Annotated in this window: 13 protein-coding genes and 2 pseudogenes; 9 read left to right on the top strand and 6 right to left on the bottom strand. The window is 70.1% G+C overall.

Annotation, left to right across the window (positions count from 1 at the left end; translation table 11 throughout):
- The first annotated feature begins 85 nt into the window (after positions 1–85).
- Positions 86–2,629, top strand: a complete 2,544-nt coding sequence (locus OFY01_RS30270; RefSeq protein WP_266605343.1) for an FHA domain-containing protein — start codon at positions 86–88, stop codon at positions 2,627–2,629.
- Between the two features lie 149 nt (positions 2,630–2,778).
- On the opposite strand, the gene OFY01_RS30265 is transcribed toward OFY01_RS30270, so the two are convergent.
- Positions 2,779–3,540: a transglycosylase SLT domain-containing protein gene (locus OFY01_RS30265; RefSeq protein ID WP_266605341.1), complete on the bottom strand. Its 762-nt coding sequence runs from the start codon at positions 3,538–3,540 to the stop codon at positions 2,779–2,781.
- A gap of 486 nt (positions 3,541–4,026) precedes the next feature.
- On the opposite strand from OFY01_RS30265, the gene OFY01_RS30260 reads away from it, so the two are divergent.
- The 3 genes from OFY01_RS30260 (at position 4,027) to OFY01_RS30250 (ending at position 6,275) form a co-directional block, all read left to right on the top strand.
- On the top strand, positions 4,027–5,172 hold the full coding sequence (locus OFY01_RS30260) for a GAF domain-containing sensor histidine kinase (protein ID WP_266605340.1): 1,146 nt from the start codon (positions 4,027–4,029) through the stop codon (positions 5,170–5,172).
- Positions 5,173–5,212: 40 nt separating this feature from the next.
- Positions 5,213–5,860 (top strand): response regulator, encoded by a 648-nt coding sequence (locus OFY01_RS30255; protein ID WP_266605374.1) that lies wholly within the window; start codon positions 5,213–5,215, stop codon positions 5,858–5,860.
- 172 nt (positions 5,861–6,032) lie between these two features.
- Entirely contained in the window at positions 6,033–6,275 is a 243-nt protein-coding gene (locus OFY01_RS30250) for a chaplin (protein ID WP_266605338.1), read from the top strand.
- 86 nt (positions 6,276–6,361) lie between these two features.
- Here the strand turns inward: OFY01_RS30250 and OFY01_RS30245 are convergent, their stop codons facing one another.
- Positions 6,362–7,162, bottom strand: coding sequence for a hypothetical protein (locus OFY01_RS30245; protein ID WP_266605336.1), 801 nt, complete (start codon positions 7,160–7,162; stop codon positions 6,362–6,364).
- Positions 7,163–7,309: 147 nt separating this feature from the next.
- On the opposite strand from OFY01_RS30245, the gene OFY01_RS30240 reads away from it, so the two are divergent.
- The 3 genes from OFY01_RS30240 to OFY01_RS30230 all read left to right on the top strand — a co-directional run bounded on the left by OFY01_RS30240 (position 7,310) and on the right by OFY01_RS30230 (position 9,752).
- Complete coding sequence (locus tag OFY01_RS30240) at positions 7,310–8,107, top strand: ABC transporter ATP-binding protein (protein ID WP_266605335.1); 798 nt, start codon at positions 7,310–7,312, stop codon at positions 8,105–8,107.
- Between the two features lie 89 nt (positions 8,108–8,196).
- The gene (locus OFY01_RS30235; RefSeq protein ID WP_266605334.1) at positions 8,197–8,628 is read left to right on the top strand and encodes an NfeD family protein; all 432 of its coding nucleotides are present in this window, start codon (positions 8,197–8,199) and stop codon (positions 8,626–8,628) included.
- 149 nt (positions 8,629–8,777) lie between these two features.
- Positions 8,778–9,752 (top strand): SPFH domain-containing protein, encoded by a 975-nt coding sequence (locus OFY01_RS30230; RefSeq protein ID WP_266605332.1) that lies wholly within the window; start codon positions 8,778–8,780, stop codon positions 9,750–9,752.
- A gap of 186 nt (positions 9,753–9,938) precedes the next feature.
- Here the strand turns inward: OFY01_RS30230 and OFY01_RS30225 are convergent, their stop codons facing one another.
- From OFY01_RS30225 to OFY01_RS30215, 3 genes are all read right to left on the bottom strand, one after another.
- The gene (locus tag OFY01_RS30225) at positions 9,939–10,454 is read right to left on the bottom strand and encodes an HNH endonuclease (protein ID WP_266605330.1); all 516 of its coding nucleotides are present in this window, start codon (positions 10,452–10,454) and stop codon (positions 9,939–9,941) included.
- 155 nt (positions 10,455–10,609) lie between these two features.
- Positions 10,610–11,152 (bottom strand): YbhB/YbcL family Raf kinase inhibitor-like protein, encoded by a 543-nt coding sequence (locus OFY01_RS30220; RefSeq protein WP_266605328.1) that lies wholly within the window; start codon positions 11,150–11,152, stop codon positions 10,610–10,612.
- A 48-nt stretch (positions 11,153–11,200) separates the two neighbouring features.
- A complete protein-coding gene (locus OFY01_RS30215; RefSeq protein WP_266605327.1) occupies positions 11,201–11,983 on the bottom strand; it encodes a sporulation protein in 783 nt (260 codons plus the stop codon).
- 179 nt (positions 11,984–12,162) lie between these two features.
- Between OFY01_RS30215 and OFY01_RS30210 the strand changes: the two are divergent.
- Together OFY01_RS30210 and OFY01_RS30205 are read left to right on the top strand one after the other, a co-directional pair.
- A pseudogene (locus tag OFY01_RS30210) lies at positions 12,163–12,420 on the top strand (DNA-3-methyladenine glycosylase); the annotation flags it as partial.
- A 14-nt stretch (positions 12,421–12,434) separates the two neighbouring features.
- Positions 12,435–13,046: a DNA-3-methyladenine glycosylase gene (locus OFY01_RS30205; RefSeq protein ID WP_266605325.1), complete on the top strand. Its 612-nt coding sequence runs from the start codon at positions 12,435–12,437 to the stop codon at positions 13,044–13,046.
- A gap of 118 nt (positions 13,047–13,164) precedes the next feature.
- Here OFY01_RS30205 and OFY01_RS30200 read toward each other — a convergent pair.
- Positions 13,165–13,377 (bottom strand): annotated as a pseudogene (locus tag OFY01_RS30200) (Scr1 family TA system antitoxin-like transcriptional regulator); the annotation flags it as partial.
- Positions 13,378–13,643: the final 266 nt, after the last annotated feature.

The raw sequence follows: 13,643 nt of genomic DNA, 5'->3' as shown, positions 1-13,643 counted from the left end.
CTGAAATAGTTCCTCCCGATGTTCGACATCCCTAGACTCCCTATGACGGGGGCAAAAATCGGGGGACAACTCAGTGGGGCATGGAGTGCCTGAACTCGTAGTGGAATTGAACGGCAGTACCTGGACGCTCGATCCGTCCAGGCCGTACACCCTCGGACGTGATCCCGGGGGCGACATCACGCTCGACGACGCGCGGGTGTCGTGGCGCCACGCCACCATCAGCTTCAACGGCCGCAGTTGGGTCATCGAGGACCACGGCTCCACCAACGGCACGTTCGTGCTGGGGCAGCGGATCCAGCAGACGGAGATCGGCCCCGGCTCCACGGTCCACCTGGGCAACGCCACGGACGGCCCCCGCCTCACCGCGCAGGGCAGCGCCCCGGCGGCCGCCGTCGCCGCGCCGCACCAGGCGCAGCAGCACGCCGCGGGTCTCGCCCCGCAGCCGCAGCAGTACCCGGCGGCCGACGCGACCGGCTGGCCTCAGCAGGCGCCCCAGCCTCAGCAGGCGCCTCAGGCATGGCAGCAGCAGCCGGTCCCCGCCCAGCAGGGGCCCGCCCCACAGGGACCGGCCCAGCCGGGATCCGGCGGCGCCGCGGGGGCCGCGCCGGTCTACGGCGACCGCAGCCCCACGACGTTCCACCAACTGGCGCTCGGCCACGTCATGCGTATCGGCCGCGCCCTGGAGAACGAGCTGGTCGTCTCCGACCTGCAGGTCTCGCGCCACCACGCCGAGTTCCACGCGACGCCGGACGGCCGCTTCCAGATCCGCGACCTCGGCTCGCACAACGGCACGTACGTCAACGGCCAGCCGATCGCCAAGGGCGGCTCGCAGCTGCTCGGCCCCGACGACATCGTCGGCGTCGGCCACTCCACGTTCCGCCTCGTCGAGGGACGCCTTGAGGAGTTCGTCGACACCGGTGACATCTCCTTCTCCGCCCGTCACCTGACGGTCACCGTCGACGGCGGCAAGCAGATCCTCAAGGACGTCTCGTTCGGCGTCCCGGAGAAGTCACTCATCGCGGTCATCGGCCCGTCGGGTTCCGGCAAGTCGACGCTCCTCAAGGCGCTCACCGGCTACCGACCCGCCAACCAGGGCGACGTCCTCTACGACAACCGGAACCTGTACAAGCAGTTCGCCGAGCTGCGCCAGCGCATCGGTCTGGTCCCGCAGGACGACATCCTGCACAAGGAGCTGACCGTCAAGAAGGCGCTCAAGTACGCCGCCAAGCTCCGCTTTCCCGCGGACACCAGCGAGCAGGAGCGCGAGCAGCGCATCGACGAGGTGCTGCGCGAGCTCAAGCTGGACATCCACAAGGAGAAGAAGGTCACCTCCCTCTCCGGTGGCCAGCGCAAGCGCGTGTCGGTGGCCCTCGAGCTGCTGACCAAGCCGTCGCTGATCTTTCTCGACGAGCCGACCTCCGGCCTCGACCCGGGCATGGACCGCGACGTCATGCAGTTGCTGCGCGGCCTGTCCGACGACGGCCGCACCGTCCTCGTCGTCACCCACTCGGTGGCCGAGCTGGCGCTGTGTGACAAGCTCCTGGTGATGGCACCGGGCGGCTCGGTGGCCTACTTCGGCCCCCCGCAGGAGGCGCTCAACTTCTTCGGCTACGACACCTGGGCCGATGTCTTCTCCGCGTTCGAGAACTACCGCGACTACGACTGGGCGGGCCGCTGGAAGGGCTCGCAGCACTACCAGATGTACGCGGCCGACCTCGACGCCGTCGCCCCGCAGCCCGTCGAGATGCCGGGGGCCGCCGCCGTCGCGCGGGCCCGCAAGCCGCAGCCCTGGGGCGCCCAGCTGCTCACGCTGATCCGGCGCTATGTGTCGGTGATCGCCTCCGACAAGGGCTTCATGGGGCTGATGCTGATCCTGCCCGCCGTCCTCGGCGTGGTCTCCACGGTCATCCCCGCCGACTTCGGCCTCGCCCCGCCCACGCCGCCGTCCAGGTTCAACGGAGCGGCCGGCACGATCACGCTGATCCTCGTCGTCGGCATGTGCTTCTCCGGCGCCGCGAACTCGGTCCGCGAGCTGATCAAGGAGCGGGTCATCTACGAGCGGGAGCGCGCCACCGGCCTGTCCCGCTCCGCGTACCTGATGTCCAAGGTCATCGTCCTCGGCTTCATCACGGCCATCCAGGGCGTCATCATCTGCGCCATCGGCTTCACGCCGCGCAAGCTGCCCACCGACGGCCTGCTGCTGCCGCCCGCCGCGGAGATGTGTGTCGTGATCATCGCGCTCGGCTTCACGTCGATGATGTTCGGCCTGGTGATCTCCTCGCTGGTGAAGACCGCGGAGAAGACCATGCCGCTGCTGGTCATGTTCGCGATCGTCCAGGTCGTGTTCACCGGCGTCCTCTTCCAGGTCTTCGGCTCGCCGGGCCTTGAGCAGTTCGCCTGGCTGATGCCGTCCCGCTGGGCCGTCGCCGGTGTCGGCACCACCCTGGACCTCGGGCACCTGATGGCGCCGTGGGACCCGAAGAACCCGACCGACCTCGACCCGCTGTGGCAGCACACGACCGGCCAGTGGGCCGTCGACCTCGTGGTGCTGCTCGCGCTCGGCGCCCTCTGCGGCTTCGCGGTCGCCCGCCTGCTGCGCCGCCACGAGCCGGAGGTCATGCGCAAGTAGGACATATGGCGCAAGTGGATGTTCAAGGGCGTATGCGCGCAGAGGCATCCATATATATATGGAGAAGGGCGACACCCGTGAGGGTGCCGCCCTTCTCCACCGTGGGGGTCAGCGTGTGCGTAGGACCCGGAGGTCCCGTCGTACGAGTCCTAGTACGCGCTGTTCACGTTGTCGATCGAACCGTACTTCGCGGCCGCGTAGTTCGCGGCGGCCGTGATGTTGGCGACCGGGTCGTAGATGTTCGTGGAGGTGCCGGCCACGTGGTACGCGTTGAACGTCGGCTGGATGACCTGCAGCAGGCCGATCGACGGGGTGCCGTTGATGGCGTTGATGTCCCAGCCGTTGACGGCGTTCGGGTTGCCGGACGACTCACGCATGATGTTGCGGTACAGGCCGTTGTAGGTGCCCGGGATGCCCTTGGCCTTCATGATGTCCAGGGCCTGCCGGATCCAGCCGTCCAGGTTGTTGGCGTACACCGGGGTGCGGGCGGCGGAGCGGGACGCGGCCGCCTTGGCCTCGCGCTCCTTCTTCGCCTTGGCGGCGGCCTCGGCCTTCGCCTTGGCGGCGGCGTCCGCCTTCGCCTTCGCCGCGGCCTCCGCCTTCTTCTTCGCGGCGGCCTCCTGCGCGGCCTTCAGCTTCGCCTCGGCCTGCTTGGCCTTCTCCGACGCGGCGGCCTGCTGGTTGGTGACGCTGGCCTGCACGTCCTTGATCTGCTGCATCCCCGCGTTCGTGGTGAACGCGACCGGGGCGGCGGCGACCGTGTCGGCCTTGGCGTCCGTGGTGGCGGAACCGTCGTGCCCGGGCACCAGCGTGACCGCGAGGGCGGCGGCGCCGAGCGCGGCGACACCGGCGATCGAGAACTTGTGGGCCCGGGTGAGCTGACTATGGCCGGGGATGCTGTGCTTGGACATGGGAGATGGGGACCTCTCGACATACGGGAGCCGCTCGCATCCGGGAATCCGGACAGCCGTGTTTGGGACACGGACGCTGCGGGTAGACCGCCGCAGCGCCGAGCGACGGGGGCCATTCTTAGCGGCCGCAAAAATCCGTGGCAAAGGTGTGACGTACGAAGCCGGGTAGTGGGAGTAGGCCCCCCGTAAAGCCCCCCGAACACGGCCCTGGACCCCGCTGGCCATGCGCGGACTCGGGACTTAAGTCCCTGAACCTTCCACTAGCGTTCTTCGTACGTGACCTGGGCCCTATGTGCGGCGTCACAGCACGGCTCCCCGCATCTCACCGATCGTTGCCATCGCAATGCGGACAGTGAGAGGAATTCAGGGCGCCGTGAGGGGAGTGTGCACAGCGCGTGCCCGTCGCGGGACGTAGGTCCGCGGCCCCGGGCGAGAACCGCCACAGGCCCGATACGCACTGTCACGACCCGCCGGTACGGTGAGCCCATGAGTCACCGCCCACGGACAGGTCTTGCCGCGGTCAGCGCCGCGCTGCTCGCCATGAGCAGGCATCTGGAGGTGCGCGACGTCCTCAAGACGATCGTCGCCTGCGCGCGCGAGCTGCTCGACGCCCAGTACGCCGCTCTCGGGGTGCCCGACGACCACGGGGGCTTCGCCCAGTTCGTCGTCGACGGTGTCAGCGAGGAGCAGTGGAAGGCCATCGGCCCGCTGCCCCGCCAGCACGGCGTCCTCGCCGCGATGCTGCGCGACGCGCGCACCGAACGCCTGGCCGACGTCCGCGAGGACCCCCGCTTCGAGGGCTGGCCCGACGCCCACCCGGACATGTCCGACTTCCTGGGCCTGCCGATCAAGGACGGCGACGACACCATCGGGGCCCTCTTCCTGGCCAACAAGAACTGCGTGAAACCGGAAGGCGGCTGCGGCTTCACCCAGGACGACGAGGAGCTGCTGCGGATCCTCGCCCAGCACGCCGCCATCGCCCTGACCAACGCCCGCCTCTACGAGCGAAGCCGCGAACTGACCATCACCGAGGAGCGGTCCCGCCTCGCCCACGAGCTGCACGACGCCGTCAGCCAGAAGCTCTTCTCGCTGCGCCTGACCGCCCAGGCCGCCGCCACCCTCGTCGACCGCGACCCGTCCCGGGCCAAGGGAGAACTGCAGCACATCGCCGAACTCGCGGCCGAGGCCGCCGACGAGCTGCGCGCCGCCGTCGTCGAGCTGCGCCCCGCCGCCCTCGACGAGGACGGTCTGATCCCCACCCTCCGTACCCAGACCCGGGTCCTCGACCGCGCCCACACCGCGCGGATCACCTTCAGCGCCGACGGCGTCCGCGCCCTGCCCGCAGCCCAGGAGGAGGCCGTACTGCGCGTCGCCCAGGAGGCGCTGCACAACGCGCTGCGCCACTCCGGGGCCGAGCGGGTCCGGGTCACCCTGGAGAAGCGGGCGGCGGGCGCCGTGCTCCGCGTCGTCGACGACGGGACGGGCTTCGACCCCCGGGCCGTACGCGCCGTCGGCCGCCACCTCGGCCTGGTCTCCATGCGGGACCGGACCGGCGGCGTCGGCGGGCGCCTCACAGTGGCATCGGAGCCCGGCAAGGGCACCACGATCGAGATGGAGGTTCCCGGTGGCTGAGGAAGAGGACGGCGCGAAGCGCCTCGCCGCAGGCGCGGCCGTGGGGGACGGTCGGGCCATCAGGGTGCTGTTGGTCGACGACCATCAGGTGGTTCGCCGGGGACTGCGCACCTTCCTGGAGGTCCAGGACGACATCGAGGTCGTCGGGGAGGCGGCGGACGGGGCCGGGGGAGTGGCCCGCGCCGAGGAGCTGAGACCCGACGTCGTCCTCATGGACGTGAAGATGCCGGGAATGGACGGCGTCGACGCGCTGCGCCGGCTCCGCGAGCTCGACAACCCCGCGCGCGTGCTGATCGTCACCAGCTTCACCGAGCAGCGCACCGTGGTCCCGGCCCTGCGCGCCGGAGCCGCCGGATACGTCTACAAGGACGTCGACCCGGACGCGCTGGCGGGCGCCATCCGGTCCGTCCACGCGGGCCACATCCTGCTCCAGCCCGAGGTGGCGGGCGCCCTGCTCTCCCAGGAGGAGTCCGGCGGCGCCCAGGGCAGAGGAGGCTCGCTCACCGACCGGGAGCGCGAGGTGCTCGGCCTGATCGCGGACGGCCGCTCCAACCGGGAGATCGCCCGCGCCCTCGTCCTCTCCGAGAAGACGGTCAAGACCCATGTGTCGAACATCCTGATGAAGCTCGACCTGTCGGACCGCACCCAGGCGGCCCTGTGGGCCGTGCGCCACGGCCTGACCGGCTGACCCGGCGCACGCCCGCGCGCCGGTCCACGGCAACACGGAGGGTTCCGTTCCGTACGCACATTCATACTGTCGTGTGGATGTCCCCCGGACGGCGTATCCCGTGGGGGTCGGCCGCGTTCTCCCAGTGCACGCCGCGGCGGTTGGCCGCGGTCATCGCTAGGAGGATCCAGAAGTGAAGAACCTGAAGAAGGCCGCGGCCGTCACCATGGTCGCCGGTGGTCTGGTCGCCGCCGGTGCCGGCCTCGCTTCCGCCCACAGCGCGGACGCCCACGGCACGGCCGTCAACTCGCCGGGCGTCGGCTCGGGCAACCTGGTTCAGGTCCCCGTCCACGTCCCGGTCAACGCCGTCGGCAACACGGTCAGCGTCATCGGCGCCCTGAACCCGGCCTTCGCCAACGACGGGTTCAACGGCTGACACCAGCCCCCCGGCCCCTCGACCCGCCCGAGGGGCCCCACGGGCGCGGCCCGGGCAGGTCCCGGCCGCGCCCGTGCGCGCGACACCTACCCCCGCTCCCGTTCCTCCACGAACGAGTCGTACGCGGCCACCTGCGCCCGCCGGGCCGTCCGCTCCACCGGCCGCAACGCCACCGCCCGCGCGCCCATCTCCGACGCGCTCACCGCCCCGCCGTGCCCGTTCTCGTACGCCAGCGAGATCAGCAGCCCCACGCGCTGCGCCAGCTCCAGCACCCGCACCGCCCGCGGCGGATACCCCGGGGCCAGCACCTCACGCCCCCGCTCCGCCCGCGCCCGGTACGCGCCGACCGCCGCCTCGGCCACCGGCCCCGACCCGGCCACATCGAGCCGCGTCAGCACCTCGGTCGCCTCCCGCAGCGCCTGCGCCAGCTCACGCTCGGCCTCACCGAGCGACGGCACGTCCGCGGGCGGCCCCTCCCGCACGGGCAGGCAGCGCCACACCACTTCCGTATGCATGTCGTCCGCGGGCACGGCGCCGCCCTCCGGCCCGGCCTCGTACACCTCCGGGACGAGCCCGAGCGCGGCCCCCACACAGACCACCGCCTCCTCGGCCTCGATCGCCCGCGCGTTGAACTCCGGCGGACCACTCAGCCCCAGCGGATGCCCCGGCGCGGGCAGCGCCACCCGCAGCCCGCGCACCCCGAGCGCCCGCAGCCGCCCGAGCGCCAGCGTGAGCCCTACCGGCCCGGTCTCACCGGGAATCCCCTCGACGCGGTGCACCGCGTCCTCGCCGACGATCGCGTGCGCCGCGTCGTCAGGTGCGACAAGTCCGGCCAACTGTGCATTCCCCCAAGCCGCGAGGCGCCCGGAGCGTGGTTCCGAAAGCATGCGCCCCACCTTAAAAGTCCAGCCGATGGAATGGGTCACCTGGCCGGTGGCGTAGGTTTTCCCCTGGGGGTCGCGTCCGGCACCGGACAGGCCGAGGGCACGCGGACGCGACGAGAAGCCGAGACTGCAATGGGAGACAACGCGCTCATGAGCGATGTACTGGAGCTGGAGGACGTATCCGTGGTCCGCGAGGGCCGGGCTCTGGTGGACCAGGTCTCCTGGTCGGTCAAGGAGGGGGAGCGCTGGGTCATCCTCGGCCCCAACGGCGCGGGCAAGACCACCCTCCTCAACGTCGCCTCGAGCTACCTCTTCCCGAGCAAGGGCACCGCCACCATCCTCGGCGAGACCCTCGGCAAGCCCGGCACGGACGTCTTCGAGCTCCGCCCGCGCATCGGTGTCGCCGGCATGGCCCTCGCCGAGAAGCTCCCCAAGCGCCAGACCGTCCTGCAGACCGTGCTCACCGCCGCGTACGGCATGACGGCCGGCTGGCAGGAGGAGTACGAGGACGTCGACGAGCAGCGCGCCCGCGCCTTCCTCGACCGCCTCGGCATGAGCGAGTACCTGGACCGCAAGTTCGGCACCCTCTCCGAGGGCGAACGCAAGCGCACCCTCATCGCCCGCGCCCTGATGACCGACCCCGAACTCCTCCTCCTCGACGAGCCCGCCGCCGGACTCGACCTCGGCGGCCGCGAGGACCTGGTCCGCCGCCTCGGCCGTCTCGCCCGCGACCCCATCGCCCCGTCCATGATCATGGTCACGCACCACGTCGAGGAGATCGCCCCCGGCTTCACCCACGTGCTGATGATCCGCCAGGGCCAGGTCCTCGCCGCGGGCCCGCTCGAACTCGAACTCACCTCCCGCAACCTGTCCCGCTGCTTCGGCCTGCCGCTCGTCGTGGAACAGCGCGGCGACCGCTGGAGCGCCACCGGACTGCCTCTCGGCTGACCGCCGGGGGAGGGCACACAGGAGCGCGCGAGCGTGCGCCCCTCGTGGACCCCTGTCCGCACGGCCACCTGCCGACCTACCATGACCGTGTGGCAGACATCGACGCATGGGTGTGGTGGCTGATCGCGGCGGCCGCGCTCGGAATTCCGCTCGTCATCACGGCGATGCCCGAGTTCGGCATGCTGGCGGTCGGCGCCGTCGCGGGCGCCGTCACCGCGGCACTCGGGGCCGGCGTGGTCCCGCAAGTACTGGTCTTCGTCGTCGTGTCGTGCGCCCTCATCGCCGTCGTACGCCCCATCGCCGTGCGCAGCCGCAGGTCACACCCCCAACTCGCCTCCGGCATCGACGCCCTGAAGGGCAAACAGGCCCTGGTCGTCGAGCGTGTCGACGGCCGCGGCGGACGCATCAAGCTGGCCGGCGAGATCTGGTCGGCCCGCGCCCTCGACAGCGACGCGGAGTACGAGCCCGGCCGGGAGGTGGACGTGGTCGAGATCGAAGGGGCCACCGCGATCGTCATGTGAGCGTCCTACGAGACGTCAGGTGAGGCGAACTCCGCACGCCACACGGGCTGTTCTGACAGACTCGACCAGCAAGATCCACCCAAGATCCTCCGGTGGGCCGCGCCGCGCCGCGCCGGATCCGAGACAGCACGAAGGGCACGGGAGACGCGATGTCAGCGATCATCATCGTCCTGGTCATTCTGGTGGTGTTGGTCTTCATCGCCCTGATCAAGACCATCCAGGTGATTCCACAGGCCAGCGCGGCCATCGTGGAGCGGTTCGGCCGCTACACCCGCACCCTCAACGCGGGTCTGAACATCGTGGTCCCCTTCATCGACACGATCCGCAACCGCGTCGACCTGCGTGAGCAAGTCGTGCCGTTCCCGCCGCAGCCGGTGATCACCCAGGACAACCTGGTCGTCAACATCGACACCGTCATCTACTACCAGGTGACCGACGCGCGCGCGGCGACCTACGAAGTGGCCAGCTACATCCAGGCCATCGAACAGCTCACCGTCACCACCCTGCGCAACATCATCGGCGGCATGGACCTCGAACGGACCCTGACCTCCCGCGAGGAGATCAACGCGGCGCTGCGCGGCGTCCTCGACGAGGCCACCGGCAAGTGGGGCATCCGCGTCAACCGAGTCGAGCTCAAGGCGATCGAACCGCCCACCTCCATCCAGGACTCGATGGAGAAGCAGATGCGCGCCGACCGTGACAAGCGCGCCGCCATCCTCAACGCCGAGGGCATCCGCCAGTCCCAGATCCTCACCGCGGAGGGTGAGAAGCAGTCGGCGATCCTGCGCGCGGAGGGCGAGGCGCGCTCGGCGGCGCTGCGCGCGGAAGGCGAGGCCCAGGCGATCCGCACGGTCTTCGAGTCCATCCACGCCGGTGACCCGGACCAGAAGCTGCTCTCGTACCAGTACCTCCAGATGCTCCCGAAGATCGCCGAGGGCGACGCGAACAAGCTGTGGATCGTCCCCAGCGAGATCGGTGACGCTCTCAAGGGCCTCGGCGGCGCCATCGGCAACTTCGGCCCCATGACGGGCGGTTCAGGCTCCACGGGCCCCTCGGCGCCGAAGAACCCGTCGGGCCCGGGCGCGACCGGGACGGAGCGCAGGGAAGTGCCCCCGATCGACTGACAGGCCACGCAGGGGCACACCGGCCACGCAGGGCCGCCTGGGCCACGCAGGGCCACGCAGGGTCACACGGGTTACGCAGGCGCCACGCAGGGTCACACACGCCACCGGCCACAGGCCCTCCGGGTAAACGGCGAAGCCCGGTGGCCCGCGCACCGAGGTACGCGGGCCACCGGGCCCTACTACGTCCTACGCCGCGGCCGCGGACCGCTGCCCCAGCCAGTCCGGCAGTGCGTCCCGGCTGTCCGCGGCCAGCGCCATCAGCATCGCGTCCGACGGCGTCGGCTCGAACGGCTCGTGCAGCAGCGGCATACCGGCCTGCTCGGGCGTCCGGTCCGCTTTACGGTGATTGTCGTCGGCGCAGGACGCCACCGTGTTCAGCCACGAGTCCGCGCCGCCCTGCGAGCGCGGCACGACGTGGTCCACCGTCGTCGCCCTTCGCCCGCAGTACGCGCACCGGTGCCGGTCCCGTACCAGCACACCCCGCCTCGACCACGGAGCGCGTCTTCGGAACGGCACCCGGACATACCGGCACAACCTGATCACTCGGGGCGCGGGTATGTCCACCTCCGCACCACGCATGCGCAGTTCGGGGTGGGCCTGCTCAACCACGGCCTTGTCCTGGAGCACCAGCACGACGGCTCGGTTCAACGTCACCGTCGAGAGCGGCTCGAAGCTCGCGTTCAGCACCAGCGTGTCCCGCACCCTGCCCACCTCCCGTACGCAGCGGATCACCCCTCGGCGTCCGTGCGTCAACTCTGGCCGCGCCCGCCGAGATGGACAACGCAATAAAAATGCCCGCCCCTGATCACTTCCAAGACCAGAGGCGGGCAAACGTTCCGTGAACGGTCAGTCGGCGGCTACCCCCGCGAAGGAACCGCGTACACGGCCATGGTGTGGGCTCGCGCCAGCGTGTGGAACCGCAGATTGATCCCGACCGCGGCCGGCGAGGCGTCCGAGTCCGGTCCCAGCTTCTCCTGGTCCAGCGCGTACACGGTGAAGACATACCGGTGCGCGGGGTCCCCCGCCGGCGGCGCGGCCCCGCCGAACTCCTTCGCGCCGAAGTCGTTGCGCACCTGCACGGCCCCCTCGGGCAGCCCCGCGAACGACCCGCTGCCCGCGCCCGTCGGCAGCTCCGTCACCGACGCCGGGATGTCGAACACCGACCAGTGCCACCACCCGCTGCCCGTGGGCGCGTCCGGGTCGAAACACGTCACGGCGAAACTCTTCGTCCCGGCGGGGAACCCTTCCCACCGAAGGTGGGGAGAGGTGTTCCCCTCCGCGTAGACATGAGCGTCCTTGAGCACGTCCCCCTCCCCGAAGTCGTCACTCACGACGGTGAACGACGGCACGGACGGATGAAAGGCGTGCGGCAGCGGCGCCCTCTGGGGCTGCTCGGTCACGACGACACCTCCTGGTTCCAGCAGTCTCGCGAGCTTCCTACCGAAACCCTAGAACCAATTGCGCTTGCTGCCGACCTCCGACAGCCACTGATGCAGATACGCCGCCCAGTCCGTCCCCTGGTAGCCGTTGTGCCCGACGACGAACGACCGGAAGGTGTCGCTCCCCTCGGTGAACAGCCCGCCCTTCTTGTCCATCTCCAGTACGACGTCCATCTCCCGGTCGTCCGCGACGAAACTCAACTCCACCTCGTTGAGCCCGCGGTACTGCTGCGGCGGGTAGAACTCGATCTCCTGGTAGAACGGCAGCTTCTGCCGCGTGCCCCGGATGTGCCCGCGCTCCATGTCCGCGTTCTTGAACCGGAAGCCCAGCGAGATGAACGCGTCGAGGATCGCCTGCTGCGACTGCAGAGGCAGCACATGGATCGGGTCCAGATCACCCGAATCGACGGCCCGCGCGATCTCCAGCTCGGTGGTGACCCCGATGTTCATCCCGCGCAGCGCCTGCCCGTCGATCATGGTGACCGGTGTCTCCCACGGGATCTCGATCCCGAACGGGACGGCGTGCACCGCCCCGGCCTCAAGGCGGAACGCGCCCCCCAGCCGCACCTTGGAGAACTCGATGTCCTGCTTGGTCTCCTGGTCCTCGTGCTCGACCTCGACCCGCGCCTGGAGCCCGACCGAGAGCCCCTGGATCTCCTGGTCCACGGACCCGCCCTGGATGCGCACCTCTCCCTGCACCACACCACCCGGCACGGCGTGGTCCTCGGTCAGCACGGTCTCGACGGACGCCCCACCCGCACCCAGACTCGCCAACAGCCGCTTGAACCCCATGACTTCCGCTCCTCCGTCTTCCCTACGCGTACGCGCGCGTGCCCACTCGCCGGACCCGCGCCTGCCCGTCCGCTCGTCCCCGATCCTGCTCACCGGACGTCGCTGACTACAAACGCGACAGCCCCGCGGCAGGTTCCGCGCGCCCGCCTCGTCACCCGGCTGCACTACCCTCGGACCACATGAACGCGGCCCCCGACCGTACGCCCCTGAGCCGGCCCTTCTTCGACCGACCCGTCCTCGAGGTCGCCCCTGAGCTCCTGGGGCGGATCGTCATAGGCCACACCCCTGACGGCCCGGTCGAACTGCGCCTGACAGAGGCAGAGGCATACGCCGGCCCGAACGACCCCGGTTCCCACGCATACCGAGGCCGCACCGCGCGCGACGGCGTGATGTCCGGACCGCCCGGACAGGGGTACGTCTACTTCACGTACGGCATGTCAGGGCAGTCGGCATGAACGTTGATCTCCTCTCCCGTCCCGCTGAAGAGGTCGCCCCCGAGCTGCTCGGACGCGTCCTCACCTGCAAGACGCCCGAGGGGACTGTGAGCATGGCCATTACGGAAACCGAGGCGTACTCCGGCACGGCTGACCCGGCTTCCCATGCCTACCGGGGCCGAACCGCCCGCAACGCCACCATGTTCGGACCCGCGGGACACCTCTACGTCTACCGGTCCCACGGTCTCCACTGGTGTGCCAACGTCGTCACCGGCACGGATGGCATCGCCTCGGGTGTCCTCATCCGGGCAGGCAGGGTCATCGAGGGCGAAGATCTGGCGCGCAAGCGGCGAGGGGAGAGCGTCGAGAGCTCACGTCTTGCCCGAGGCCCGGGGAACGTCGGCCAGGCACTCGGCATCACGGCAGAGCACAACGGCGCAGACCTCCTGGCAGGTACCTCGGTCATGCTCTCCGAGGGCGAGCCGGTACCCGCCGCGCTCGTCCGGGTCGGTCCTCGGGTGGGCGTGAGCAAGGCCCACGACTGGCAACACCGGTTCTACCTCGCCGGTGATCCAACGGTCTCGGCCTACCGACTGAGCCCACGAGCCAAACCGCCCGCCGGACCCTGAGCCGCCGTGCCCCTCTGTGACGGCCCGCCGGTGAGTCGGTGCGGAGTCGGGTCAGGCGATGCGTGATCGCCCGCGAGCGCGACCGTGACGCGCCCGTGGTCGGTCGAGTGGACGCCAGCCGGTCCATCTGCTCGGCCGGCGCCAGTGGGGAGACGACCGGCCGGCGAACCGCCTGCTCGGTCAGGACGACCGTGAACCGCTTCGAGGCGTCGTGGAGGACGGCTTGCCGTCCCAGCTTCCCCGCCCATGCGCCGCGCCGTCGCTCAACTTGACGTGCTCCCAGGGGGTTCCGTAATGTAGCCCGAGCCGCTGAACCGGATGAGGCAGTCAGCCACCACCCGGAACCGGCAAGCTACCACTACCTACCTACGACTTCCCTCGCGGGGCCTGCTTCGGCATGTCTGCATGTCGAAATTCGAACCCGCGGAGCTCGATTATGAGCAACAGGGAAAAGCAGTTAACGTAGTGGCCAGCCGAAAGGCAAAGGCCCTTCCAACGGCCACCGGAAACAAATTCCGACCGGAAACGGAACGGAAAACGGATCTGGTAAGGTTGGAAACACCGAAGGGAAGCGCCCGGAGGAAAGCCGGAGACTGA

Origin of the sequence: Streptomyces beihaiensis, assembly GCF_026274175.1 — a bacterium.
Classification (GTDB): Bacteria; Actinomycetota; Actinomycetes; order Streptomycetales; family Streptomycetaceae; genus Streptomyces; species Streptomyces beihaiensis.
This window is presented reverse-complemented; position numbering and strand designations above follow the sequence as displayed.

Bases quoted from the DNA above. Each gene is read 5' to 3' on its own strand.
- OFY01_RS30265 (WP_266605341.1), bottom strand. From the start codon at position 3,540: ATGTCCAAGCACAGCATCCCCGGCCATAGTCAGCTCACCCGGGCCCAC.
- OFY01_RS30260 (WP_266605340.1), top strand. From the start codon at position 4,027: ATGAGTCACCGCCCACGGACAGGTCTTGCCGCGGTCAGCGCCGCGCTG.
- OFY01_RS30245 (WP_266605336.1), bottom strand. From the start codon at position 7,162: ATGCTTTCGGAACCACGCTCCGGGCGCCTCGCGGCTTGGGGGAATGCA.
- OFY01_RS30240 (WP_266605335.1), top strand. From the start codon at position 7,310: ATGAGCGATGTACTGGAGCTGGAGGACGTATCCGTGGTCCGCGAGGGC.
- OFY01_RS30230 (WP_266605332.1), top strand. From the start codon at position 8,778: ATGTCAGCGATCATCATCGTCCTGGTCATTCTGGTGGTGTTGGTCTTC.
- OFY01_RS30215 (WP_266605327.1), bottom strand. From the start codon at position 11,983: ATGGGGTTCAAGCGGCTGTTGGCGAGTCTGGGTGCGGGTGGGGCGTCC.
- OFY01_RS30205 (WP_266605325.1), top strand. From the start codon at position 12,435: ATGAACGTTGATCTCCTCTCCCGTCCCGCTGAAGAGGTCGCCCCCGAG.